The following is a 25,249-nucleotide window of genomic DNA, read 5'->3' as shown; positions in this document are numbered from 1 at the left end:
ATCAGGCGGCCTTACGCCGGCCGAAGACGTGGCCGACAAGCTCCTGCACACGGGCGGCGGTCGGGACATCGCCGAATAGGATGCGGTACATGATAGGGGCGACCACGCGGTCCATCACGACATCGACATCGGGAAAGACCTCACCCCTCTCCTTCGCCCGGCCGGCAATCGTCTCGATCTGCTGGCGGGTAAAGTTGCAGCATTTATTGGCATTGTCACCTGTCTGGGCTGAGAGCACGTCCCGGATATATTCGCGGCCGGGGCCGGAGGACATTTCCTCCGCATATTGCTCGGCCCAGGCTTCCAGGTCACCGGCGCCACTGCCGGTATCGACCGGCTCCATGTCGGGACGCAGACGCTCGACGGCGACATCGGCAAGCAATTCCTGCAGGTCACCCCAGCGGCGGTAGATGGTGGACGGGGTCACGCCTGCGCGTGTCGCAATCAGCGGAACAGTGATCTCCGCGCGGCTCATGTCTGCCAGGAGTTCGCGGACTGCCGCATGCACCGAAGCCTGGACACGCGCACTTCTGCCACCGGGACGGATATTCTCTTTCACTGCCATTTCGAACCCAACCCCCTCCCCCTAAAGCGTGCTGCGATCTTTCAGATTCGCCTGGCACGCTCCAGGTTTTTTTCGCCTGTCGTACAAAACCGATGCACACTTTTGCTGGAATTGCTCTCTTTGCTTTCACGCAATTCCAGACGCAAAACCGCTGCACACTTTTGCTGGAATTGCTCCAGCATCAACAGTTCAGAAACTTTCATATATCCATTAACGCAAATTATTTGCTTTTATGTTTTGCCTTGCCTAGATAGAGCTAACGCAACGACTTAGCTTTAAGGGGCTTATATATGGTCGCCGCTCCCGAATCCATCAAGAATTCGTCGCCCATGAGCTTCCACGCTCTGACGCTTGCCGTCTTCTTCGGCGCGTCGGCGGCGCCCACGCCGCTCTATCGCGTCTACCAGGAAGCCTTTGCCGTTTCTCCCATCCTCATCACCGTCATCTTCGCAGTATACGCCTTCGCGCTGCTCGGAGCATTGCTGATTGCCGGCTCGATCTCCGATCATCTCGGGCGGCGACCGGTGATCTTCGGCGCGCTGATCCTCGAAATCATTGCCATGGCGCTGTTTTCCATCGCCAGCGGTCCGGAATGGCTGATCGCCGCACGCATCGTGCAGGGTATCGCCACCGGTATAGCCGGTGCCTCCCTCGGCGCCGCTCTTGTCGATATCGACCGGGCCAAAGGGCAGATCGTCAATTCGATCGCGCCGCTTTCCGGCATGGCGATCGGAACGATCGGCACCAGTGCGCTGATCCAGTACGGACCGGAACCGTTGCATCTCGTCTATGCCCTGCTGCTTGCCGCCTTTGCGGTGCAGGCCATTGCGCTGTGGTTGACGCGGGAGACGGGCGGCACGCGGCCTGGCGTCTTCGGATCGTTGAAGCCGGCCATTTCCATTCCGCAGCAGGTGAAGCGGTCGCTGTCGCTGGTGACGCCGATCAATATCGCCAACTGGACGCTCGGTGGTTTTTACCTGTCGCTCGTGCCTTCGCTGGTCGCCTCCACCACAGGCAGCCGTGCACCACTGACGGGCGGGTCGGTGGTTGCTGCGCTGATGCTGTCAGGCGCAGTATCCGTGTTCCTGCGTCGCAGCCGCAGCCCGAAGGCCAATCTCGCCTTCGGCGTGAGTGCACAGACGCTCGGCATTCTGACAGTCGTGGCAGGTGTGCATCTCGCCAGCGTGCCGCTGTTGCTGATCGGCACGCTTTTGACCGGTGCCGGCTTCGGCACAAACTTTCTCGGCTCTATCGGGACGATCATGCCGCTGGCCAAGCCGGAAGAGCGGGCCGGCCTGTTGTCGGCCTTCTACATCCAGAGCTATCTCGCCTTCAGCCTGCCGGCGATCCTTGCCGGCTTCCTCGTCAAGTCGATCGGCTATGGAGCAACGACGGATATCTATGCCACAGCCATCATCCTCGTCAGCCTTGCCGGGCTGATGGCGGTGCGGAACACCAGAGAAACGGCGACGGCATGACGCCGTCGCGCAGTATCATCAGCGCCAGCCAAGCGCCGGGGCGACATATTTCAGGATCGATTCGATGACGTGGGCATTATATTCCACGCCGAGTTGGTTGGGCACGGTGAGCAGCAGCGTGTCGGCCTCGGCAATCGCCTCGTCCTTCTTCAACTCCTCGATGAGAGCATCAGGCTCGGCGGCATAGGAGCGGCCGAAGATCGCCCTGGTATTCTCGTCGATGAAGCCGATCTTGTCCTGCCCTTCATTGCCATAGCCGAAATACGAGCGGTCGCGATCGTTCACCAGCGCGAAGATGCTTCGGCTGACGGAAACGCGCGGCTCGCGGGCATGGCCGGCGTCCCTCCAGGCATCTCGATAGGCACGGATCTGCTTGGCCTGCTGGATATGGAACGCTTCGCCCGTCTCATCGTCCTTCAGCGTCGAGCTCTGGAGATTCATGCCGAGCTTGGCAGCCCAGACCGCCGTGGCGTTCGAGCCCGCGCCCCACCAGATGCGGTCACGCAAGCCTTCGGAGTGCGGCTCGAGGCGCAATAGGCCGGGCGGATTGGGGAACATCGGCCGCGGATTGGGCTCGGCGAAACCTTCGCCCTTCAGCACTTCCAGGAAGACCTCGGCATGGCGGCGGCCCATATCGGCATCGCTCTGGCCTTCCGGCGGATTGTAGCCGAAATAGCGCCAGCCATCGACGACCTGCTCGGGCGAGCCGCGGCTGATGCCGAGCTGCAGGCGCCCGCGCGAAATCAGATCGGCCGCACCGGCATCCTCCGCCATGTAGAGGGGGTTTTCGTAGCGCATATCGATAACGGCCGTGCCGATCTCTATGCGGCTCGTCCTTGCGCCGACAGCCGCAAGCAGCGGATATGGCGAGGCAAGCTGGCGGGCGAAGTGGTGAACGCGGAAATAGGCGCCATCCGCCCCCAATTCCTCGGCGGCGACGGCGAGGTCGATCGACTGCAGCAGCGTATCACCTGCCGAGCGCGTCTGAGATTGCGGCGAGGGCGTCCAATGCCCGAAAGAGAGAAAACCGATCTTCTTCATGATTCCATCGCTTGAACTGAAATGTGCGGTGGCACTTTTCTTTGCATGATTCCGGATACGCATATAGGCGCTATGCGAGAGATTTGTGAGCCGCAATGCCTGATGAAATATGAATGCGGCAGGAGCGCCTGCTCGAAAGAGCGAGCCTATCCGGAAGCGTTTAGAAGGCAGAGAGGGAAAATTACGCCTTTCTGCCATATTAAGATAATTCTGTATTAGTTATGTGAAATTACCGTTTATCAATTGCGAAGGGAAACTCATGAATACCGACAGTTATGAAAAGAAAGCCGAGCTGTTGCTGGTCATGGCGAATGCCCATCGGCTGAGGGTGCTGCAGACCCTGGCGGAGCGTGAGGTCGCGGTCAACAATCTTGCCGATATAATCGGCATCAGCCAATCCGCCCTCTCCCAGCACCTTGCCAAGCTCCGCAGCAAGGACCTCGTCAAGACGCGGCGTGATGCGCAGACGATCTACTACTCGGTCAAATCCGACAAGGTCCATGTGATCCTGGAGATGCTGCGCCAGATGTTTGACGATAGTCAGATAAAAGATTTCCGCCTCGCCGTTTAAGCAACGTGGGCAGAACTTCCACGGATCTTATATGCCTGCATACGAATCTGCGTGGATCGCATCATCGCTGCTGCCAGCATTAAGCCCCTCATCGCACAGGGGGCTGGATTTAACAAGAACGGGAGCGCGGCTAAGGCTGCAGCGAGCCTTGCCGCCTCGTTGCTTATGCAGCCCGGTCAGTCGCCGGATAGGGATCGAAGCGGCCGTAGAAGGTTTCGCCCTTGGCGGCCATGTCCTTCAGCAGCGGTGTCGGCCTGAAGTGATCGCCATAGGCGGAGGCCAGCTTTTCGGCGAGGTCTACGAAGGCCTTGACGCCCATGCCGTCGATATAGCTCAGCGCACCGCCCGTATAGGGCGCAAAGCCGAAGCCGAGGATGGAGCCGACGTCGGCCTCACGCGGATCGGTGACGATGCCTTCTTCCATGGTGCGGGCAGCTTCGAGCGCGATCGTTACCAGGAAGCGCTGCTTCAGAATGTTCACGTCGATCTCGTCGGCCGGCTTCTGTGGGTAGAGTGTTTTCAGCTCAGGCCAGAGGAACTTCTTGGCGGGCTTGGCTGGATATTCATAGAAGCCCTTGCCGTTCTTGCGGCCTCGGCGGTCGAGTTCGTCGACCAGCTTGTTGATGAGGGCAAGGTGGCGCGCGTCGACGGCCTTGGGGCCGAGATCGGCGACCGTGGCCTTGAGGATCTTCTGCGAGAGATCGATCGCCACTTCGTCATTCAGCGACAGCGGGCCGACCGGCATGCCGGCCATCTTGGCAGCATTCTCGATCATTGCCGCCGGCACGCCTTCGATCAGCATGTCATAGGCTTCGTGGATGTAGCGGAAGACGCAGCGGTTGACGAAGAAGCCCCTGACATCGTTGACAACGATCGGCGTTTTCTTGATGGCGGCGACATAATCCAGCGCCACGGCGAGCGCCCGGTCGCCGGTGTTTTTGCCAAGGATGACCTCGGTCAGCATCATCTTTTCAACCGGCGAGAAGAAATGCACGCCGATAAACTGCTCCGGGCGCTTGGAATTTTCGGCAAGGCCCGTGATCGGCAGGGTCGAAGTGTTGGAGGCGAAGATCGTGGTTTCCGGGATAACGGCCTCGACCTGTTCGATGACCGCTTTCTTGACGGCGCGGTCTTCGAAGACCGCTTCAATAACGAGATCGGCATCCTTCAAATCGGTATAGTCCGCCGAGGGTGTGATGCGGGAAAGCAGCGCGGCACCCTCGTCCTGTGTAAGACGACCCTTACCGATAGAATCCTTGACGAGGCCTTCGCCAACGCCCCTGCCCTTGGTGGCAGCCTCGATATCGCGGTCGATCAGGATGACTTCGAAGCCGGCGGCTGCCGTGACGTAAGCGATGGAGGCGCCCATGAAACCGGCGCCGACGACGCCGACCTTCCTCAGCTCCGTCTTCGGAACGCCTGCCGGGCGACGGGCGCCCTTGTTGAGTTCCTGCATGGAGATGAAGAGCGAGCGGATCATCGAGAAGGCTTCGGTGGTCTGCAGCACCTGCGTGAAATAGCGCTGCTCGATCTTGAGCGCCGTATCGAAGGGTACCTGCAGGCCTTCATAGACGCATTTCAGGATGGCGAGGGCACCCGGATAATTGCCTGATGTTTCACGCCGCAGGATCGCGGGCGCTGCCGGCCAGAGCTGGGCTGCGGCGGGTGTCCAGATGCCGCCGCCGGGAACCTTGAAGCCCTTTTCGTCCCAGGGGGCAACAGGCTTCAAGCCATCCTTGATCATCTGCTTTGCGGCGGGGATCAGTTGATCCGGCTCGACCACCTGATGGACGAGGTTCATGGCCTTGGCGCGCGAAGCGTTCAGCGACTGGCCTGTCGTCATCATCTGCAAGGCGGACTGGGCATCCGTCAGACGCGAGATGCGCTGCGTGCCACCGGCACCGGGAAAGATGCCGACCTTGACTTCCGGAAGAGCGATCTTGACGCTCTTGGCATTGGAAGCGACGCGGCCGTGACAGGCGAGCGACATTTCCAGCGCGCCACCCATGCAGGTGCCGTTGATGGCCGAGACCCAGGGCTTGCCGCAGGTTTCGAGCTTGCGGAAGAGGCCTGTCATGCGGCCGACGAGATCGAAGAGTTTTTGCGCGGCACCGTCAGGGTTTGCCGACTTCTCCTTCTGGTAGAGGGTGAACATGGATTTGATCATCGACAGATCAGCACCGCCGGAAAAGGCGGACTTGCCCGAGGTGATGACGACGCCCTTGACGGCGCTGTCGGCGACGGTCGTATCGATGATGGCATCGAGTTCGTTCATCACCTCTTCGGTGAAGACGTTCATGGACTTGCCGGGCATGTCCCAGGTGACCAGGGCAATACCATCCGCATCGGTCTCGACGGTGAAGTTGGTGTAGCTCATCGTCTCTCTCCCTTAGACGCGTTCGATGACGGTTGCCGTGCCCATGCCGGCGCCGATGCAGAGGGTGACCAACGCGGTGTTGAGATCGCGGCGCTCCAGCTCGTCCAGCACGGTGCCGAGGATCATGGCGCCGGTGGCGCCGAGCGGATGGCCCATGGCAATCGCGCCGCCATTGACGTTGATCTTGTCGTGCTCGATATCGAAGGCCTGCATGTAGCGCAGCACGACGGCGGCGAAGGCTTCGTTCAATTCGAAGAGGTCGATATCGGCAAGCGTCATGCCTGATCGTTTCAGGAGCTTTTCGGTAACGTCGACGGGGCCGGTCAGCATCAGGGCCGGGTCGGAGCCGATATTGGCGAAAGCCTTGATGCGGGCGCGGGGCTTCAGGCCCATGCTCGTCCCCCCGGCTTTGGAGCCGAGCAGGACGGCAGCTGCGCCATCGACGATGCCAGAGGAATTGCCGGCATGGTGGACATAGTTGACGCGCTCGACTTCCGGATGGGCCTGAATGGCGACGGCTTCGAAGCCGCCCATTTCACCGGGCATCTGGAAGGAGGGATTGAGGGATGCGAGCGCCTGCATATCCGTGCCGGGTCGCATGTGTTCGTCATGGGCAAGGATGGTCAGGCCGTTCTGGTCCTTGATCGGAATGACGGAATTCTTGAACCAGCCATTGTTCCAGGCATTGGCCGCGCGCTTCTGGCTTTCGACGGCATAGGCATCGACGTCATCGCGCGAAAAGCCGTATTTGGTGGCGATGAGGTCGGCCGAGACGCCCTGCGGCATGAAATAGGCGGGGAAGTTGACTGAGGGGTCCATGAACCAGGCGCCGCCGGACATGCCGAGGCCGACGCGGGACATGCTCTCGACGCCGCCGGCAATGACGATGTCATCGGCGCCCTGTGCAATCTTGCCGGCGGCGAAATTCACCGCATCCAGGCCTGAGGCGCAGAAGCGGGAGATCTGCATGCCGGGCGCCCTCGTCGAATAACCGGCTTCGAAAGCAGCGGCCTTGGGAATGACGGCACCAGCATCCATGACCGGATCGACGCAGCCCATGATGATGTCGTCAACCGTTTCGGTATTCAGCCCGTTGCGGTCGCGGATCGCCTCCAGCGTCTTTGCCGCGAGACGCACGGAGGGCACCTCATGAAGCGCGCCATCCTTCTTGCCGCGACCGCGGGGCGTGCGGACGTGATCGTAAATGAAAACCTCGGTCATTGTCTCATCTCCCTGGCGGCGCAGACGCGCCTATGAAATCTGCGAAGACTATCCGGCCCTTCGCTCAAGCTCAGGGCGTTCGGCGCTCGAAACGATCCACCGGATCGTTTCGCCGGCTGCGCCGACCGCCTTTCATCCCCAGCCCTCCCCACAAGGGGGAGGGAGAACCGGCTCAAAACGCTTCGGCGGCCAGTTCCATCATGGTGTCGGCGCCGGTTTCGATGCGGGCCTTGCGCAATGCGGTTTCGGGCATGATGCGCTCCATGAAGAATTTCGCCGTGATCAGCTTGTTCTTCAGATAATCCTCGCGCGCATCGCCAGCGGCAAGACGTTCGTTGGCGGCTTTGGCCATGCGCGCCCACATATAGCCGATGATGACGAGGCCGAAGAGGTGCATGTAATCGGTGGAGCCGGCGCCGGCATTGTCGGGCTTGGCCATGGCATTCTGCATGAACCACATGGTCGCACCCTGCACATCGTTCAAGCCCTTCTTCAGGTGCTTGGTGAAGAAGGTCAACTGCTCGTCATTGCGGTTTTCCTCGCAGAAATCGCCGATCTCCTTGAAGAGCGCCATGGCAGCGCGGCCACCGTTCAGCGCCAACTTGCGGCCGACGAGATCGAGCGCCTGGATGCCGTTCGCCCCTTCATAGATCATGGCGATGCGGGCATCGCGCACATACTGGCTCATGCCGTGCTCTTCAATGTAGCCGTGGCCGCCGAAGACCTGCTGAGCCATGACGGCATGATCGAAGCCCTTGTCGGTCATGACGCCCTTGAGAATCGGCGTGACGAGGCCGAGAATATCGTCAGCCGTCTGGCGCTCCCTCTCATCGGTGGCCCGGTGGGCGATATCCGACTTGAGCGCAGTCCAAAGCAGGAAAGCGCGGCCGGCCTCGTTGAACGACCGGATGGTCATCAATGCGCGGCGGATATCGGGATGGACGATGATCGGATCGGCCTTCTTGTCCGGCGCCTTGACGCCTGACAACGAGCGGCCCTGGATGCGATCGCGGGCGTAGCTGGCAGCGTTCTGATAGGCGATCTCGGAAATGGCAATGCCCTGCAGGCCGACCATCAGACGAGCCTCGTTCATCATCACGAACATGGCGTTGAGGCCGCGATTCTCTGCGCCGATCAGGAAGCCCGTCGCCTCGTCGTAGTTCATGACGCAGGTGGCGTTGCCGTGGATACCCATCTTGTGTTCGATGGCGCCGCAGGAAACGCCGTTGCGGGCGCCGAGCGCGCCGTCCTTGCCGACGAGGAATTTCGGGACGATGAAGAGCGAGATGCCCTTGGTGCCCTCAGGCGCACCCTCGATGCGAGCCAGGACCAAGTGGACGATATTGTCGGTCAGGTCGTGCTCGCCTGCGGAGATGAAGATCTTCTGGCCAGAGATCCTGTAGCTGCCGTCGCCCTGCGGCACCGCCTTGGTGCGCAGCATGCCGAGATCGGTGCCGCAATGCGGCTCGGTGAGGTTCATGGTGCCGGACCACGTGCCATCCACCATCTTCGGCAGATAAGTGTTTTTCTGTTCATCAGTGCCGTGGGCGAGGATCGCGGCGATGGCACCCTGCGTCAGCCCCGGATACATCATGAGCGACATATTGGCGGCAGAAGTATATTCGCCGACCGCGGTATGCAGCGTATAGGGCAGGCCCTGACCGCCGAACTCTTCCGGCACGGCAAGCCCGATCCAGCCACCTTCCCGATAGGCCTGATAGGCCTCTCTGAAGCCTTTCGGCGTCGACACCGTGCCGTTGTCGTGGCGCGTACAGCCTTCCTGATCTCCGGAATAATTCACGGGCAACGCAACTTCCTCGGCCAACTTCGCGGCCTCACTCAGAATAGCCTCCACCATATCAGGCGTGGCATCGGCAAAACCCGGGAGATTATTGTATCGCTCGAGACCCAGCACGTCGTTCAGCACGAAGAGCGTGTCGTTCACCGGGGCCTTGTAGACTGGCATGGTTCGAATTCCTCCAATTCGGTAACCGGATTGCTCCGGCCTTGAGACTCTCTTACAAAATATTGACGTTTGCGTAAACGTCAAATTCTGCATGCGCGCAATTTTGTGAAGTGGATGAAAGCAAGCGCTTCAAACAGAATGCTAGTGCCCCCGTTTTCTTCTCCGGCTAAGCGCGCTACATTCATCCAGACCTGCAGAAACAGCTTGGGAGGAGCTATTTCATGAGAAGAATGTGGCCTGCGGAGTTCAATTCCATTTTCGATGCGGCGGAGGAAGTGACGATCGAACCCGTGGTGGTCGAGCCGGTCAAAGGCGAAAGGCTGGTTGCGCATGACGAGCCGCCTGCTCCGCGCAAGGCACTGAGAGTGCGCATTCCCATGGAAACCTATGAGCGTATCTGGCCGCTCGCCGAAATGCGCTTCCGGCCGGCCGAAGGCCCCTATGCCGGCAAGGCGATAACGCTGATCGCCACCAATCCGCACTATCACCCCTGGCACCCCGCCGATGGCGGCTCAGAAGAGAAGGTCGGCGATAGCGGTCGTCACTACAGGACCGATTATCTGGTCGTGCATTTCCTGCTCGATGACGTGCGCGAACCCGTCGCCGCCTGAGCATTGATCTTGAAGAAAAGGCAGTTCCCGGAATAGGTTTGCGCCAGCAACCTCTATTCCGGGAGCCGAGCCTTGAGCGATTTCGATATCATCCGTCAGCGTGCCGAGCAGAGAAAAGGCGGCGCCGATGCGTTGAAAGCGATGCTGCCGGCAATGCCGGACGACGAGGCGCTGCGCGTCCTGCCTGACGACCGCATACTGTCGCAGATGACCAGGCGCATTTTCTACAGCGGCTTCGTGCACAAGGTGATCGACAATAAATGGCCTGGCTTCGAAGAGGCCTTCGATGGCTTCGATCCCGCCGCGCTCAACATTGCTCCCGACGAATACTGGCATGATCTGACTGTTGATGACCGCATCGTCAAGAATGGCGCGAAGATCATGTCGGTACGCGCCAACGCCGCCTTCGTGCGAGAATTGGCGAACGAGGCAGGCAGCGCCGGCGCCTTCTTCGCCGACTGGCCGCGCGAGGATCATATTGGCCTGCTTGAGATACTCAACAAACGCGGCAACCGGCTGGGCGGAGCCACCGGTCAATATTTCCTGCGCGGCATCGGCCGCGACGGCTTCATCATGACATCAGATGTTCTGGCCTGCCTGCGGGATGCGGGCGTGCCGCTTTCAGCATCCGGAACCGGCAAGAAGGACCAGCAACTGATCCAGCAGACCTTCAACCGCTGGGCCAGGGAAACGGAACTGCCGCTCGCCTATCTCTCGCGCATCTGCGGGCTTTCGATCGACGCCCCCAAGGAGTGAAATATTTCAGGCCGGCCGTTTTTTGGAAGGCCGGGACTGCCTACTTCTCCCAAAGGTTCATCCGAAGGAGAAGATCTCATGGCCGAGTTTCCCTATCGCAGCGCGCTGATCGTCGGCGCCGGTTCCGGCATCAGTGGTTCGCTCGCCCGCAAGCTTTCAGAACGCGGCGTGAAGGTCGGCCTTGCGGCGCGCAATATCGGCAAGCTTGGGCCGTTGCTCGATGAAACAGGAGCCAAGGCTTTCGCCACCGATGCCGCGCAGCCGGCGGCAGTTTCGGCACTGTTCGAACGTGTCGATGCCGAGATCGGCGAGCCCGATATCGTGATCTATAATGCCAGCGGTCGCGTGCGCGGGCCGATTGCCGATCTGGATCCTGCCGACGTGGAACAGGCGATTGCGACGAGTGCCTTCGGCGGATTCCTCGTCACGCAACAGGCTGCAAAACGCATGATCCCCCGGGGGCGCGGCGCGATCCTGCTGACAGGGGCGACGGCCAGCATCAAGGGCTATGCACAATCGGCGCCTTTTGCCATGGGGAAATTCGCGTTGCGCGGACTGGCGCAGAGTGCCGCCCGCGAGCTTGGGCCGCTCGGGATCCATGTGGCGCATTTCATCATTGACGGTGCCGTGCGCTCCGCCACAAGGCCGGATAGGGAAGACAAGCCCGACGGTACGCTTTCGCCCGATGCGATTGCGCAGTCCTATATCGACGTGCTGCTGCAGCACCGCAGCGCCTGGTCGCAGGAGGTGGAGTTGCGGCCGTGGACGGAGAACTTCTGATCCAGCCGGTCTCATTGAGCATACATGCTTTCCCGAAGGCGTCGAAACCGGTAGGATCGGACCGGCTTCGACAGCCTGGGAGGGAACGATGCTGCGTCTGGACCATGTGACGATCGATACACGCGATGCGCCTGCCATGATCGCTTTTTTCGAGAACATTCTTGGCGTGAAGGAAGGCTATCGGCCACCCTTTTCCTCGCGCGGCCATTGGCTTTATCTCGACGACAAGCCGGTGATCCATTTGAGCCTGACAGAGCGGGCAGGTGATTTTCCACCCGGCATCTTCAATCATGTGGCCTTCAGCCTCTTCGAATTCGAACCGGCGCTCGCTCGCATCAAAGCCGGCGGCTATCGCTACGAATATCGCGATATTCCGGATACTGATCTCGGACAGGTATTCATCTACGGGCCTGAGGGCGTGAAGATCGAGTTGCAGTACAAGCGGCCGCTTTAAAGGTTTCGGCGCCCGCAATTGGCCCAAAAAAGCAAAAGTTAAAAAATTCTCATCGAGGTTAACGAGTTCTTTACCACGTTTCGTAAAAGGTGCGCGGTGAGCATTGGCGATCTGCATTCCTTTTCTTTGTCTCGCGTTTCAGGAGTGCCGCTAACAGTCCGTCCAGCTTGAGGAAAGTCTAATTGATTATTTCCTTAAGAACGGCGCTCTGGCGCGCGCCTTGGTGCGTTTCGGAAAGGCATTGATCGAGCCCTGACCGGGCAATCGAAGCGAGCAAGAACATGAACGGATCGCGATCACATTCTTCCCGGCATTCCGACAGGACCTCGCTCGACGCGTTGAACCGCACCATCGAGGGGCTCGAAGCGCGGATCGAAGGCCTGATGGGCAGCGGGCGCGAGCAGCGGCCACGCAGCACGGCGCCCGAACGCGATCTCTATGCCAGCTCCCCCGCGCCGCGCGCAGCCGATCCACTTGCGGAAATCCGCCAGCGCCAGCGCGCGCTCGACGCCACCAGAGAAAACCGCGAGCGGGCCTATACGCGCGAACCAGCGGCGGCCCTCCTGCGTGAATCGGTCCCTGCCCCGCAGCGCGCTTCGGCGCCGCAGCCGGTAACACCGCCCTACCGCGCATCCGACGACACGATGACGGAAATCGCCCAGGCGCTCGTCAACCTGCGGCAGGACCTGAAGCGCGACATTTCCGAAGGCGTGACGCGCGAAATGAACGCGCTGCGCAGCGAGCTGCGCGAGATCAAGACCAGTGCACAGGACCGGCATTTCGCCGACGACCTCCGCGCCGACATGGGCCGCCTTTCGCAAAGCATCGCGCAGCTCACCAGCCGCTCGGTCGGGCCGGAAGCCGCTGGCCTGCGCAACGAATTCGAAGAACTGCGTTCGCTGATGGACGGGCTGGCGCGCGAGGATTCGCTGCGCCACATTGAACGGCGCTGGGACAATGTGGAAGGCCGCCTCGCAGAGCTCGATACGGTCGGGCTCCAGGAAGAGCTGGTCTCGCTTGCCTACCGGCTTGATGACATCAAGCGCCATCTCGGCGGCATGGGCGAAAGCCCGGCAGTGCGGGCGCTGGAAGACAAGCTCATCACGATTGCCTCTGCCGTCGAGCAGTTCGGCAACATGATCCAGCCGCACGACCGGATCATGTCCGAACAATTCGCGGCCATGGACACGAGGCTCGACGAGATCAGCCGCGCGATCGCCGCCAGCGGGCGTGTCTCCGCCGGCACCGACCCGGCGCTGATGCAGCGGCTGGAAAATCGTCTCTCCGCACTCGGCGAACAGATCGAGCTGATGGGCAGGGCCGCCATGAGCCACCCCAACCCCGCCGATGAGATGGCAAGCCGGCTGGAGGCGCTGACGGCGCGTGTCGAAGATCTTGCCAAGACCGAGGCGACTTCGCGTCTCGATGAGCGGCTCGAGCATCTTTCCTACCTGCTCGAGCGTACCCAGAAGGCTGCGCCGCAACAGGATCTGACCGGCGCGCTTTCCGACATCTCCCGCAAGATCGACGCGCTGGAAAGCGGCTCGGTCAACGATGCGCTCGCCAAGCGGCTCGATTATCTCGCACGGCGTATCGACGAGATAGAAATCCGCCCTGCCCCGGCAGTGGAAATCGACGACAGCGCCTTCCATCGTCTCGAAGGTCGGCTGAGCGACATCGCCGCTCGGCTGGAGGAAAGCACGGCGGCTGCGCCAACCGACGCGCGCGCGCTGAAGAACCTCGAAGACCAGATCGCCAATCTCTCCGACCTATTGAGCGCGCCGCGCGAAAACGCCGAGGCATCGGCGGATCTCGACCGCCGCATGGGCGCTATCGAAGACTATATCGCGACGAACGACGAATATATCATCGAAGCCGCGCGACAGGCGGCGGAGGCCGTCGTCGATGCCTATTCGCGCAACGGCGGGGCACAGGGAACCGCGCCGGCGGCAGCCGATATGTCGGCGCTGGCCGCGCTCGCCGAAGATCTGCGGCATCTGGAAGATTTGAGCCGGGACGGCGAGGAGCGCACTCACAAGACCTTCCAGGCCCTGCACGAGACACTGGTGCATATCGCCGACCGGCTGGACACAATGGAAGAGCGGGTGCGCCCTGCCGCGAGGATGCCGGCTGCTAATGCCGATTTCGACTTCGATCCCTACGCGCTGGTCGATGCCGGCAGGGAGCCGGCCAGAGCTCCGGTAATGCAAACGTCGAAGGCTTCGCCCGTGCTGCATACGGCTGATATCGCCGAAGAGCCGACAGGGCGCGTATCGGAAGCGGCATTGGCCGACAGCACCAGCGCGATCGCAATCGAAGCCAACATCCAGCCGGAAAAGCCGGCCGTTCCCGCCAAAGGCAGCCTGCTCGCAAGCCTCGGCCGCAAGCTGATGCCTGCCCGCAAAACGGAAACAAAAGCTGCCGAGCGCACGGTTATCGATCCGGCTCCATCGATCGATCCCGTCGATGTGGTGCCGGCCGAAGCGGCAAACGAGCTGCTGGAACCCGGCTCCGGCGCTCCCGACGTGAAGAAGATCCTGGAGCGCGTACGCGCCAGCCAGAATGCCCAGCGCGGCAAGCCGGCCACCGAGAACGATCGTGCGGACTATATCGCCGCCGCGCGCCGCGCCGCGCAGGCCGCCGCCATGGAAATCGACAGTAACGCAAAGCCGGCGACGCGCGCCGAACGCCGCGCCGCAAAGCCGGAAAAAACCGGTAAGGGCGGCACCTTCCAGCGCTTCCGCCGGCCAATCCTGCTGGCAGTCGGCGCCGTATTGCTCGCCATCATGGCTTTCCCGCTCGCCCGCACGCTGACGACAGGCGAAAAGGCCCCACCGCCGGCTGAAGTCTCGGCCCTGACCGACGCCACCGAAACACCGCAGGCCAATATGGCAGCCCCAATGCCGGTTGCGCCGGAAGCATCGCCACCGGAAATGGCCGTCCAGCCGCCGGCAATCGCACCGGAGACAATTCCTCCCGAGGCGGCTGCTCCCGCAGTGTCCGATCACCTGACCGACACCGCGCCGCTCGACGGCGAAGGTGCGGAAGGATTCGACCAGGCACCGGCACAGGATGCCTCCGGCTTCGTTGCGAATACGCCAGCGGCTCCTGCGGCTGCCTCGATCATCGTTCCCGACACGATCCAGCCACAGCCGCTAGCCGATGCGGCACGCAACGGCGATGCACTGGCGCTCTTCGAGATCGGCGCGCGTTATACCGAGGGCCGCAACGGCCTCGCCGCCGATCAGAAGCAGGCAGCGAGCTGGTATCAGCTTTCGGCCGACAAGGGCTTTGCCCCGGCGCAATACCGCCTCGGCAGCCTGTATGAGAAGGGCAACGGCGTCGATCGCGACGTGCAGAAGGCCAAGGCTCTCTACGAGCAGGCCGCAAGCCAGGGCAATGCCGGCGCCATGCACAATCTCGCAGTGCTTTACGCCTCCGGCGCGCTCGGCCAGCAGGATTATGCGACGGCGGCCTCCTGGTTCCAGAAGGCGGCCGATCTCGGCATCACCGACAGCCAGTTCAACCTCGCCATCCTCTGCGCCCGCGGCAATGGCGTTCCGGCCGATCTGGAAGAATCCTACAAGTGGTTCGCGATCGCCGCCAAAGCAGGCGACAAGGACGCCGCCCAGAAGCGCGACGAAGTGGCCAATGCCATGAAGCCGGGCCAACTCGAACGCGCCCGCGCCAAGGCCGACCTCTGGAAGCCGCAGCCGCTCGACAACAAGGCGAACGGCATCGAAATCCCGGACACCTGGGCAAACGGCGCTGCCCCAAAGACGGCAACCGTCGACATGAAGAAGGCGATCCGCAACATCCAGGCGATCCTGAACAATAACGGCTTCGACGCCGGCCCGCCCGACGGCGAGATGGGCGCCAAGACGGTGACCGCCATCAAGAACTTCCAGAAGTCGATCGGCCAGGAACCGACCGGCAAGGTCAACGACGATACTGTGAAGGCGCTTCTGGAGCGCAACAAACCGCGCGCCAAGGCCATCTAAGACACCTCGGCGGCACTCCGCCGCCGGGCTTTCCGGCTTTTGGAGCCGGCTGTCACAAAACCTGAAAAAAGCCGGATTATGCGGGACATATCGGGGCCTGCATCCGGCTGGTCGCGCTTTTTTCCTTCGAAAGCCTCTGGCAACGATTTCACAGTAGGATGCGCCATTCGAACGGGAACGTGACACAGGCCGCCGCGGCGGGCGCGGCGATAATCGGGGTCGGCTTTGACAATCTATCTGCCCATCGCAGAATTGTCGGTGAACATCTTCATCATTCTCGGCATGGGGGCAGCTGTCGGCTTCCTGTCCGGCATGTTCGGCGTCGGCGGCGGCTTTCTGATCACCCCTCTCCTGATCTTCTACAATATTCCGCCGGTCGTCGCCGTCGCGACAGGCGCCAACCAGGTGGTGGCTTCTTCGATATCGGGGGCGATCACGCATTTCCGGCGCGGCTCCCTCGACCTGAAGCTCGGCTCGGTGCTTCTCGTCGGCGGTCTGTCGGGGGCGACAGTCGGTATCTGGATCTTCTCGCTGCTGCGTGCGATCGGCCAGCTCGACCTCTTCATCTCGCTTCTCTATGTCGTCTTCCTCGGCGCGGTCGGCGGGCTGATGCTGTGGGAGAGCGTCAACGCCATGCGCCGCGCCGCCCGCAACGAGCCACCGGTTCCGCGCCGGCCCGGCCATCAGCACTGGGTGCATAAGCTGCCGCTGAAGGTGCGCTTCAAGAAATCGAAGATCTATCTGTCTGTCATCCCCATCGTGACGCTCGGATTTGCGATCGGCATCCTCACCTCGGTCATGGGCGTCGGCGGCGGCTTCATCATGGTGCCGGCGATGATCTACCTGTTGCGCATCCCGACCAATGTCGTCGTCGGAACCTCGCTCTTCCAGATCATCTTCGTGACCGCCTATACGACGATCGTGCAGGCGGCGACCAACTACTCCGTCGATATCGTGCTCGCCTTCTTCCTGATGCTCGCCGGCGTCATCGGCGCGCAATATGGCGTGCGCGTCGGGCAGCGGCTGCGCGGCGAACAGCTGCGCGCGCTGCTCGGTCTCCTGGTTCTCGCGGTGGGCCTACGTCTCGCCGTCGCGCTGGTCGTGACGCCGGAAGATATCTATTCGGTGGTCATGGGAGTGGGGAACTGATGCCCTGGCGTGTTCTGCCCTTGCTGCTTGCGCTTCTGCTGCCATCGCTGGCGGCGGCGCAGATGCTGCCTGGGCAGGGGACACAGGTCGAGCGCGAGGGGCTGGAAATCGGCACCTCTACCAGCGAAATCGCCATCACCTCCGATTTCCGCGGCGCGGACCTGACGATTTTCGGCGCTGTGACGAACACAGACGACCTGCTGCTCGCCATCGGCCAGTATGACGTTGTCGTGGTTCTGGAAGGTCCACGCGAAGACGCCACTGTGCGCAGGAAAGAGCGGGTCTTCGGCATCTGGATCAATGCCTCGTCGATGACCTTCGCCGACGTGCCGCATTCCTATTCGATGTCGAGTTCGCGCTCCATCGACGATATCACGACGCCGCTCGACCTGACCGGCGAGGGTATCGGCATCGACCATATTCCGCTGCGACCGATCGATTTTGCCGGCAACTTCAACAGTCTCAACGAATTCCGCACTGCCTTCCGGCGCCTGCAGCAGGTAGGCGGGCTTTACGAGCGTGACCCGAGCGGTGTTCGCTTCGTCTCCTCCAATCTCTTCAAGGCAAGCCTGCGGTTGCCGGCGAACATCCCGAACGGCGTGCACACCGTACGCGCCTACCTGTTCAAGAGCGGGAAGTTCGTGACGCAGAAGTCGCAGCCGTTGCGCGTCATCAAGACGGGTATCGAACAGACGATCACCGATGCGGCGCATGAGCAGCCAATCTTTTATGGCTGCTTTGCGGTGCTGCTGGCCGTGCTGACGGGATGGGGCGCCAGCCTGATCTTCCGCAAGGATTGATCGGCGGGTTTCCGTCGTCCGGCGACGACTTTCAGACAGGCTTCGATCGAATATCCGGGCACGGATACGTGCCCGGCGGCAAAACCTGTCCAGAAACTCGATTCAGCTGAAGCGTGAGGCTCTTCCACTTTCTTCCGCGAATACCGCTTGCATTTCACTATCAGTCTGGTTATCTTTACAACCAGTTGTTTATGGCAACCGGTTTTAAAGAAGGCGCGGCCTGGAAGGAGGAGGAGGAGATGAGAAAACTTGTTGTCTGGAACCTGATGACGCTGGACGGCTATTTCGAAGGGACGAAGCCGTGGGATATCGAATTCCACAATCTGGCCTGGGGGCCGGAGCTTGAAAAATATGCTGAGCAGTTCGGCGAAGAAGGTGATCTGCTGGTTTTCGGCCGCAAGACCTATGAGGGCATGGCGGCCTATTGGCCGAGCGCCGAGAGTGAAGACAAGATCAAGGCCTATATGAACAGCATTGCCAAGATCGCCGTCTCGCGGAGCATGGAAAAGGCGGACTGGAACAATACGCGCGTGGTTCGCGATCCGGTTTCCGAACTGAGAAGACTGAAGGAGCGGGACGGCAAGACGATCTTCGTCTTCGGCAGCGCCGAGCTTGCCGATACCCTGCTGAAGGCGGGACTGGTGGATGAAATCCGCATCTGCCTGGTGCCCGTCATCCTCGGCCGCGGCAATCCGCATTTCAAGCCGGCGGACGCGCAGCAACCCCTGAAACTGCTCGAGTCCTCGGTGACGAAGAGCGGCGCGGTGATCCTGCGCTACGAGCCGGTCAGGGCAGCCTGATCATTTTGGCCTGCGCTGGCCGCAGCCACCAAGGCTGCGGCCGCTTCTCCTGCAGCTTCCATATAGGTCGGATCGCGATGCAGGAGCACGGCGGCAAAGGAGCCGTCGAGCAGCAGAACGATCTGGCGGGCAAGCTTTGGCGGCGCGGCGAGATGCTGTTCCTCGAAGAGAGCCGCCAGCCATTGCTCGACATTTTTCTTGTGTGCGGCCCCCACCTTGATGGCGGGATGGCCAGGCATGTTTGCAAGCTCGGCCGATGTTCTGAGATAACCGCAGCCCTTCCATTTCGGATGCCGGGCCGAGCGGGCCAGATTGTCGAAAATGCCCTTTATCTTCGCCGGCAAATGTCCATCCGTCTCCACAAACCACCGCCGATAGACAGCAAGGTTGGGCTGGTCGCGGGTTTCGAGATAGGCGGCGATCAGGTCGTCCTTGCTGTCGAAATGATAATAGAGGGTGCGCTTCGTGACATCAGCCTTCTCGGCCACGGCATCGACGCTGACCGCCCTGACACCCTCGCTATAGAAGAGCTTTGCGGCGGCCGCGATGATGCGTTCGCGCGTATCGATTCCTGATCTTGCCATTCAGCCAATGTATACCGACTAGTGAGTGTCATCAACGCACGCATCTGCCTATCGTCCTGCCGAAATATCCGCAGAGGAGATGACGCATGCCGGAGAGCAAACGGAGGCAGAGCGAGTTCGCACGAGAAGCGGAAGCCGTCTCGATCCACTGCCGTGACGGAGTTGAACTCCGCGGTCATATCTGGAACGGCGCCCGTAGTGGTGCCAATGGGAGCGTCGTCATCAATCCGGCGACCGGGGTTGCGGCACGCTACTATCACTATTATGCGCGCTTTCTCGCCGAACATGGTTTTGATGTACTGACCTATGACTATCGCGGTATCGGCCTGTCCCGTCCGGAGCGATTAAAGGGATCGGCCTATCGCTGGCAGGACTGGGGCGAGCTGGATTTCGATGCGGCGCTGCTTTTCATGGAAAGCCGGCGGCCCGGTCGAGCGCTTCTCGTCGTCGGCCACAGTATCGGCGGGTTCCTACCGGGTGTCTCGGCGCATGCCGGCCGTATCACACGCATGCTGGCGGTCGGCGCCCAATATGGCAATCCGCGGGACTATGCGGCAGCACACCGGTGGCGATTGTTCCTGAAATGGCACGTCGTCATGCCGGCAACCACATTGCTCTTCGGTTACTTTCCCGGACGGCGCCTTGGCTGGCTTGAGGATCTGCCGAAGGACGTCGCGCTCGACTGGGCTTTTCAGCGGGGATGGAAAGATCCTCACGCGGCGAGAGAATGGACAGTGGCGTTCAATCGCTTCGACAGCTTTCGTGCGCCGGTCCTCAGCCTCGCCGTTTCGGACGACGAGATCGCCACCGTTCAGGCCATTCGCCGCGGGTTTTCCCATTATCGCAATGCCCAAGTGGAGGAGGTGCTGCTGAGGCCGGAAGATCTCGGATTTCCTAGGATCGGGCATTTCGATCTTTTTCATGCGCGCCACGCCACCGGTTTCTGGCTCGATACCCTGCTCTGGCTGCGGGACGGGACCAATCCCTGGCCCGGCAAAAGACCACCGGAACATCTCGTATTTGCATAAAAACCGCTCTTTAACGTTTACGAGTTAGTAATCTCTCGGAAATGAGAGGTTTGTATCATGCGTACTCCCACCGTGCTTGCGGTCGTCGGGCTGGCTTTGCTTGCCGGCTGTGCGACGGCGCCGCGCCAGACGCGTAATATTTGCGCTGTTTTCGATCAGAAGGATGGTCTCTTCACCAGCTGGCAGCGGGCTGCGGAGCGTGCCGAGAAGAAATACGGCGTGCCGGTGCCGATCCTGATGGCGACCATGTATGTCGAATCCGGCTTCCAGCCCTATGCACGGCCGCCGCGCACCAAGCTCTTCGGCTTCATTCCCTGGACGCGGCCTTCGACGGCCTATGGCTATTCGCAGGCGCTGAACGGAACCTGGGATCACTACCAGTCCGCCACAGGCAACTGGTCTGCAACGCGGACAAACTTCGCCGACGCGATCGATTTCATCGGCTGGTACCACTACAGCAACGCCCAGGCGACGGGCATTCCGCTCAACGACGCCTACAGCCTTTACCTCGCCTATTATTCCGGCCCGACCGGATACAAGCGCGGCGATTGGCGCAGCAATGGTCAGTTGCAGCAGACAGCACAGAAGTTCGCAAGGATGGCCGGGACCTATCAGCAGCAATTGCAGGGATGTAATTGAGCCTCTTCCTTCTCCCCAAGTGAGAAGGTAGCGTGTGTCAGCCGCGCAAATTGCCATAGCAGACCGAGTAGATCCGATCACGACCGAGCAAGTGGGCGATCAGCGAGGTCTTGTCGAAAAGGCCCTTCATGGCCTTATGGCCGAGATCCAGGCCACCGCTCATGACGCCGAAGGCAGGCATCAGCAGGCGGTCGCCATCTGTCGCGAAACAGGGACGGCGGACGGATTTCTCGCGGCGGCGGACGGTAGCCGCAGGATGCAGATGGCCCGCGATCTCGCCTTTTTGCAGGCCGTCACGCGGCTCATGGCGGAAGGTCAGGCCGGCATAATAGAGCTCGTCCGAACAGGTGCCGGGCAGGTCGACGGTGCCATCGGGATCATGGTTGCCGTTGATCCAGATCCATTCGCGGCTGCGGGCCATTTCGACGATCAGCGTGCGGAAAGAATCCGGCAGATGTTCGGAGCCAACGCGATCGTGAAAGTTGTCGCCGAGCGAAACGACGATCTTCGGATCATAGCGGGAAATGACGGCAGCGAGCACGGTGAGCGTCGCCAGCGTATCGTAGGGCGGCAGCATCATGCCGCGGCGCGCGAAGGCTGCCCCTTTTTCCAGATGCAGGTCAGAGACGACGAGAATGCCGGCATCCGGCAGATAGAGCGCGCCCAAGGGATCACAGACGGCAGCGACACCGTGAACGGCGGTTTCGACGCCCGGTATTGCGGCAAGACCAGTCATGTCGCGCGCGAGCGCCAAGCGGTTCATCACTCTCGTATTCCCAATAATTCAGGCCCGATTTCTCAGGACATGGCCTCGGCGATCAGATCGTCCGCGGCTTCGGCAAGCAGTGCATCGTGGGCCTGACCCGGCACCGATTCCCGGCCGATTTCCAACATGACCGGGACGGCGAGCGGCGAAATATGGTCCAGCGCCCGGTGGGTGATGTGGCCCCTGATTCGCCTCAGCATATCGCCAAGACGGGAAATATCCAAAAGTCCGGTCGCTGCGTCCTGCCGCGTCGCCTGCAACAGGATGTGATCGGGCTCGTGGCTTCGGAGCACATCGTAGATCAAGTCGGCGGAGACGGTGATCTGCCGGCCGGTCTTTTCCTTGCCCGGATGGCGCCGCTCGATCAAGCCTGCAATCACGGCGCAGTTGCGGAAGGTACGCTTCAAAAGGAAGGATTCGTTCAGCCAGGATTCCAGATCGTCACCCAGCATATCCTCGTCGAAGAGGTCAGAGAGGCCGAGGTGGCCATTGGCGATCCTGAGGCCTAGATCCTCCAGACCCCATATGGCGAGGGAATAATCGGTTGCGACGAAACCGAGCGGTTTTGCCCCTGCCCTGTCCAGCCGGCGTGTGAGCAGCATCCCGAGCGTCTGGTGCGCCAGTCGCCCCTCGAAGGGATAGATGACCATGTAACCGCGGCTGCCGCGCGGGAAGGTCTCGATCAGCAGCTCGTCGCGCTTCGGCAGCAAGGATTTTTCCTTCTGCAGCGAGAGCCAGTCGCGCACCTGGTCCGGCAGGCGGTGCCAGCGATCCGCATCATCCAGCATCAAGCGGACCTGATCGGCAAGGTAGGTCGAGAGCGGGAACTTTCCACCGGCATAGGAAGGGATTTTCGGATCGAAGGAATAGGCCTGGCTTACCAGTGCCTCGTTCTCCCTGATGCCCTCAAAGCGTAAAACCTTGCCGGAGAAGATGAAAGTGTCGCCGGGAGCGAGCTGTTCGAGGAAATATTCCTCGACTTTTCCAAGCACGGCGCCGGGGCGACCGAGCCTGCCGCCCTCGCCGCGTTTGGCCATGCGAATATTCAGCATCGGATCCTCGACGATGGTGCCGAGGTTCAGGCGATATTGCTGGGCGACCTGCGGATTGGAGACGCGCCAGCGACCCTCCTTGGTCTTGCGAATACGGGCGTAACGCTCGTAGGTGCGGAGCGCATAACCGCCGGTCGCGACAAAATCGACGACGCGCTCGAAGGTTTCCCACGAAAGGTCGGCATAGGGCGAGGCGCTGGTGATCTCGTCATAGAGTTCCAGCATGTCGAAGGGCTCAGCGCAGGCCATGCCGAGCACGTGCTGGGCGAGCACATCAAGCCCACCGCGGCCGACGGGCGGCGTGTCCTGCGCGCCGATATAGTTCGCATCGAGTGCGGCCTGGCATTCCATGACCTCGAAGCGGTTGGCGGGCACGAGGATTGCCTTTGATGGTTCGTCCATGCGGTGATTGGCGCGGCCGATGCGCTGGGCAAGGCGCGAGGCTCCCTTGGGCGCGCCGACATGGATGACGAGATCGACATCGCCCCAATCGATGCCGAGATCGAGCGTCGAGGTGGCGACAACGGCCCGCAGCCGGTTAGCGGCCATGGCGGCTTCGACCTTGCGGCGCTGGGCAACATCGAGCGAACCGTGGTGGAGCGCGATCGGCAGGTTTTCCTCGTTGACCGTCCAGAGCTCCTGAAAGAGCATTTCGGCCTGCGAGCGGGTATTGACGAAGAGCAGCGTCGTCTTGTGGTCGATCAGTTGGCGATAAACATCCGGGATTGCGTATTTGGCGGAATGGCCCGCCCAGGGAATGCGCTCTTCGGTGTCGAGAATGGAGATATCGGGCCTGGCGCCACCTTCGACGAGAACGAGGCCGGCATGGTTTTCCCTGCCCTCCTCCTGCGCCACCAGCCATTTCTGTAGATCCAGGGGATTGGCGACGGTGGCCGAGAGGCCGATCGTTTTCAGATCGGGTGCCAGCCGGCGCAACCGGCCAAGGCCGAGCGAGAGCATGTGGCCGCGCTTGGACGTGACCAGCGAGTGCAGCTCATCGAAGACGACGTATTTCAGATCCCTGAAGAAACGTTCAGCTTCCCGGTTTGCCAGGAGCAGCGCCACCTGTTCCGGGGTCGTCAGCAATATATCGGGCGGATTGAGCTTCTGGCGCTGGCGCTTGGCGTTCGGCGTATCGCCTGTGCGGTTCTCGATCGATATCGGCAAGCCCATCTCGGTGACGGGCTTCGTGAGGTTGCGCTCGATATCGACGGCCAGCGCCTTCAGCGGCGAGATGTAAAGCGTATGGATGCCGGTAAATGCCGAACCCGGCGCGATCTTGCCGCGTCGCGTGAGATCGGTCAGCGACGGCAGGAAACCGGCGAGCGTCTTGCCGGCGCCGGTCGGCGCGATCAGCAGCGTGCTTTCACCGGCTTCGGCACGAGACAGGAGCTCGAGCTGGTGGGCGCGAGGACGCCAGCCCTTTTCCGCAAACCAGCGGAGAAAGGGAGTGGGCAAGTCAAGGCTGAGGTCGGTTTCGATCTGATCCACAGGGCAAATGTAGTTCAAACGCCGACGAATAGAAGCGCTATTGACTCCTCGCGATAATCATGGATAAATAATATCTACGATTAAAGGAGATCAGCTGTGAAACTTGGTGACGGCGTCGAACAGAGCATTCATTGCACGGCGGTACTATCAGGGCTTTCGGCTGGCGGCGTGCTTTCGGCGGCGGCCCTTGCCGAATTCCATGGCGTGTCGACGAGCTATCTGCTGAAGCACCTGCAGGCGCTTTCGGGAGCCGGAATTCTGGAGACGGTACCGGGGCCGAAGGGCGGTTACCGGCTGGCGAAGAAGCCGGAGGATATTTCGCTGCTTGAGATCGTGCTCGCAGTCGAGGGACCGGCACCGGCTTTCCGCTGTTCGGAGATCCGTCAGCGCGGACCGAACCCGCTGCCGCAGCGCTATTTCACCAAACCCTGCCAGATCACGGCGGCAATGCTGAGGGCCGAGCGCGCCTACCGCGCCGAACTCGCAAACACCAGCATCGCCGACATCCTGGCCGAACTTTCCGCGGATGATGACGGCGGGATCGCCGCCAGAGGCTGCGCCTTCATGGAAATACACGAGAGAAATACGGCTCGCTGAGCCGCAACACAAACCCCAACCCCCAATTCCAAACCTAAGGAGACATATCATGCAAGCACGTTTCAACTTCGGCAAAGCCGCTCCGGATGCCTACAAGGCCGTCGTCGCGCTGGAGCAATATGTGCAGGAATCCGGACTGGATAAGCGCTTCATTCACCTGATCAAGCTTCGCGCTTCGCAGATCAACGGCTGCGCCTATTGCGTCGATATGCATTCGAAGGAAGCACGCCATCACGGCCTTTCCGAACAGTGGATCAACCTGATGTGCGTCTGGCGGGAATCTCCGGTTTACGACGCCCGTGAACGCGCCCTGCTCGGCTGGGTCGATGCGGTGACGAAGATTGCGGAGACCGGTGCACCGGATGCCGATTACGAAGCATTGAAGGCGCATTTCTCGGAAGCGGAAATGACCAAGATCACGGTTGCGATCGGCACGATCAATATCTGGAACCGGCTTGCCGTCGGCTTCCGCAGCCAGCATCCGATCGATGCGCCGCAGAAGGCAGCCTGATATCTCTTTGC

At 61.2% G+C, this 25,249-nt stretch carries 22 protein-coding genes; 14 read left to right on the top strand and 8 right to left on the bottom strand.

The window, feature by feature from the left end; all coding sequences use genetic code 11:
• Position 1: 1 nt before the first annotated feature.
• The gene (locus ACK9YZ_RS01015) at positions 2-565 is read right to left on the bottom strand and encodes a TetR/AcrR family transcriptional regulator (RefSeq protein ID WP_216756971.1); all 564 of its coding nucleotides are present in this window, start codon (positions 563-565) and stop codon (positions 2-4) included.
• Between the two features lie 290 nt (positions 566-855).
• Here ACK9YZ_RS01015 and ACK9YZ_RS01010 point away from each other — a divergent pair, with 290 nt between their 5' ends.
• Entirely contained in the window at positions 856-2,043 is a 1,188-nt protein-coding gene (locus tag ACK9YZ_RS01010) for an MFS transporter (protein ID WP_416065371.1), read from the top strand.
• 18 nt (positions 2,044-2,061) lie between these two features.
• Here the strand turns inward: ACK9YZ_RS01010 and ACK9YZ_RS01005 are convergent, their stop codons facing one another.
• Positions 2,062-3,084, bottom strand: coding sequence for an LLM class flavin-dependent oxidoreductase (locus tag ACK9YZ_RS01005; protein WP_416065370.1), 1,023 nt, complete (start codon positions 3,082-3,084; stop codon positions 2,062-2,064).
• Positions 3,085-3,343: 259 nt separating this feature from the next.
• Here ACK9YZ_RS01005 and ACK9YZ_RS01000 point away from each other — a divergent pair, with 259 nt between their 5' ends.
• On the top strand, positions 3,344-3,655 hold the full coding sequence (locus ACK9YZ_RS01000; protein ID WP_416065369.1) for an ArsR/SmtB family transcription factor: 312 nt from the start codon (positions 3,344-3,346) through the stop codon (positions 3,653-3,655).
• A 163-nt stretch (positions 3,656-3,818) separates the two neighbouring features.
• Here ACK9YZ_RS01000 and ACK9YZ_RS00995 read toward each other — a convergent pair whose 3' ends face one another.
• The 3 genes from ACK9YZ_RS00995 to ACK9YZ_RS00985 all read right to left on the bottom strand — a co-directional run bounded on the left by ACK9YZ_RS00995 (position 3,819) and on the right by ACK9YZ_RS00985 (position 9,219).
• Complete coding sequence (locus tag ACK9YZ_RS00995) at positions 3,819-6,032, bottom strand: 3-hydroxyacyl-CoA dehydrogenase NAD-binding domain-containing protein (protein ID WP_416065368.1); 2,214 nt, start codon at positions 6,030-6,032, stop codon at positions 3,819-3,821.
• 12 nt (positions 6,033-6,044) lie between these two features.
• Positions 6,045-7,253 (bottom strand): acetyl-CoA C-acetyltransferase, encoded by a 1,209-nt coding sequence (locus tag ACK9YZ_RS00990; RefSeq protein ID WP_416065367.1) that lies wholly within the window; start codon positions 7,251-7,253, stop codon positions 6,045-6,047.
• 172 nt (positions 7,254-7,425) lie between these two features.
• Positions 7,426-9,219: an acyl-CoA dehydrogenase C-terminal domain-containing protein gene (locus ACK9YZ_RS00985; RefSeq protein WP_416065366.1), complete on the bottom strand. Its 1,794-nt coding sequence runs from the start codon at positions 9,217-9,219 to the stop codon at positions 7,426-7,428.
• A gap of 221 nt (positions 9,220-9,440) precedes the next feature.
• On the opposite strand from ACK9YZ_RS00985, the gene ACK9YZ_RS00980 reads away from it, so the two are divergent.
• The 8 genes from ACK9YZ_RS00980 (at position 9,441) to ACK9YZ_RS00945 (ending at position 18,570) form a co-directional block, all read left to right on the top strand.
• On the top strand, positions 9,441-9,830 hold the full coding sequence (locus tag ACK9YZ_RS00980) for a hypothetical protein (protein ID WP_216756964.1): 390 nt from the start codon (positions 9,441-9,443) through the stop codon (positions 9,828-9,830).
• Positions 9,831-9,902: 72 nt separating this feature from the next.
• Positions 9,903-10,586 (top strand): DNA-3-methyladenine glycosylase I, encoded by a 684-nt coding sequence (locus ACK9YZ_RS00975; protein WP_416065365.1) that lies wholly within the window; start codon positions 9,903-9,905, stop codon positions 10,584-10,586.
• A 78-nt stretch (positions 10,587-10,664) separates the two neighbouring features.
• Entirely contained in the window at positions 10,665-11,366 is a 702-nt protein-coding gene (locus tag ACK9YZ_RS00970; RefSeq protein WP_416065364.1) for an SDR family NAD(P)-dependent oxidoreductase, read from the top strand.
• A gap of 88 nt (positions 11,367-11,454) precedes the next feature.
• The gene (locus ACK9YZ_RS00965) at positions 11,455-11,820 is read left to right on the top strand and encodes a VOC family protein (RefSeq protein WP_216756961.1); all 366 of its coding nucleotides are present in this window, start codon (positions 11,455-11,457) and stop codon (positions 11,818-11,820) included.
• Positions 11,821-12,101: 281 nt separating this feature from the next.
• The gene (locus ACK9YZ_RS00960; RefSeq protein ID WP_416065363.1) at positions 12,102-15,821 is read left to right on the top strand and encodes a peptidoglycan-binding protein; all 3,720 of its coding nucleotides are present in this window, start codon (positions 12,102-12,104) and stop codon (positions 15,819-15,821) included.
• 225 nt (positions 15,822-16,046) lie between these two features.
• Positions 16,047-16,970, top strand: a complete 924-nt coding sequence (locus ACK9YZ_RS00955; protein ID WP_216756959.1) for a sulfite exporter TauE/SafE family protein — start codon at positions 16,047-16,049, stop codon at positions 16,968-16,970.
• Positions 16,970-17,770, top strand: coding sequence for a TIGR02186 family protein (locus ACK9YZ_RS00950; protein ID WP_416065362.1), 801 nt, complete (start codon positions 16,970-16,972; stop codon positions 17,768-17,770). The genes ACK9YZ_RS00955 and ACK9YZ_RS00950 overlap by 1 nt, the downstream gene beginning before the upstream one ends.
• Before the next feature lie 239 nt (positions 17,771-18,009).
• Positions 18,010-18,570: a dihydrofolate reductase family protein gene (locus ACK9YZ_RS00945; protein ID WP_416065361.1), complete on the top strand. Its 561-nt coding sequence runs from the start codon at positions 18,010-18,012 to the stop codon at positions 18,568-18,570.
• On the opposite strand, the gene ACK9YZ_RS00940 is transcribed toward ACK9YZ_RS00945, so the two are convergent.
• Complete coding sequence (locus tag ACK9YZ_RS00940) at positions 18,546-19,154, bottom strand: TetR/AcrR family transcriptional regulator (protein WP_416065360.1); 609 nt, start codon at positions 19,152-19,154, stop codon at positions 18,546-18,548. The two genes, ACK9YZ_RS00945 and ACK9YZ_RS00940, sit on opposite strands and share 25 nt — an antisense overlap.
• Positions 19,155-19,240: 86 nt before the next feature.
• Here ACK9YZ_RS00940 and ACK9YZ_RS00935 point away from each other — a divergent pair, with 86 nt between their 5' ends.
• Both ACK9YZ_RS00935 and ACK9YZ_RS00930 read left to right on the top strand, forming a co-directional pair.
• Positions 19,241-20,182 (top strand): alpha/beta fold hydrolase, encoded by a 942-nt coding sequence (locus ACK9YZ_RS00935; RefSeq protein WP_416065359.1) that lies wholly within the window; start codon positions 19,241-19,243, stop codon positions 20,180-20,182.
• Between the two features lie 57 nt (positions 20,183-20,239).
• Positions 20,240-20,821, top strand: a complete 582-nt coding sequence (locus ACK9YZ_RS00930) for a transglycosylase SLT domain-containing protein (RefSeq protein ID WP_416065358.1) — start codon at positions 20,240-20,242, stop codon at positions 20,819-20,821.
• 37 nt (positions 20,822-20,858) lie between these two features.
• Here ACK9YZ_RS00930 and pdeM read toward each other — a convergent pair whose 3' ends face one another.
• Together pdeM and ACK9YZ_RS00920 are read right to left on the bottom strand one after the other, a co-directional pair.
• Complete coding sequence (gene pdeM / locus ACK9YZ_RS00925; RefSeq protein ID WP_416066794.1) at positions 20,859-21,584, bottom strand: ligase-associated DNA damage response endonuclease PdeM; 726 nt, start codon at positions 21,582-21,584, stop codon at positions 20,859-20,861.
• Between the two features lie 35 nt (positions 21,585-21,619).
• On the bottom strand, positions 21,620-24,130 hold the full coding sequence (locus tag ACK9YZ_RS00920; protein ID WP_416065357.1) for a ligase-associated DNA damage response DEXH box helicase: 2,511 nt from the start codon (positions 24,128-24,130) through the stop codon (positions 21,620-21,622).
• A gap of 96 nt (positions 24,131-24,226) precedes the next feature.
• Between ACK9YZ_RS00920 and ACK9YZ_RS00915 the strand changes: the two genes are divergently transcribed.
• A complete protein-coding gene (locus tag ACK9YZ_RS00915) occupies positions 24,227-24,727 on the top strand; it encodes an RrF2 family transcriptional regulator (protein WP_216756952.1) in 501 nt (166 codons plus the stop codon).
• A gap of 49 nt (positions 24,728-24,776) precedes the next feature.
• A complete protein-coding gene (locus ACK9YZ_RS00910) occupies positions 24,777-25,238 on the top strand; it encodes a carboxymuconolactone decarboxylase family protein (RefSeq protein WP_216756951.1) in 462 nt (153 codons plus the stop codon).
• The last annotated feature ends 11 nt before the right edge of the window (positions 25,239-25,249 follow it).

Source organism: Rhizobium sp. ZK1, assembly GCF_047782645.1.
Taxonomy (GTDB): Bacteria; Pseudomonadota; Alphaproteobacteria; order Rhizobiales; family Rhizobiaceae; genus Rhizobium.
The sequence above is the reverse complement of the archived record's forward strand: the minus strand, read 5'-3'. Positions and strand labels throughout refer to the sequence as shown.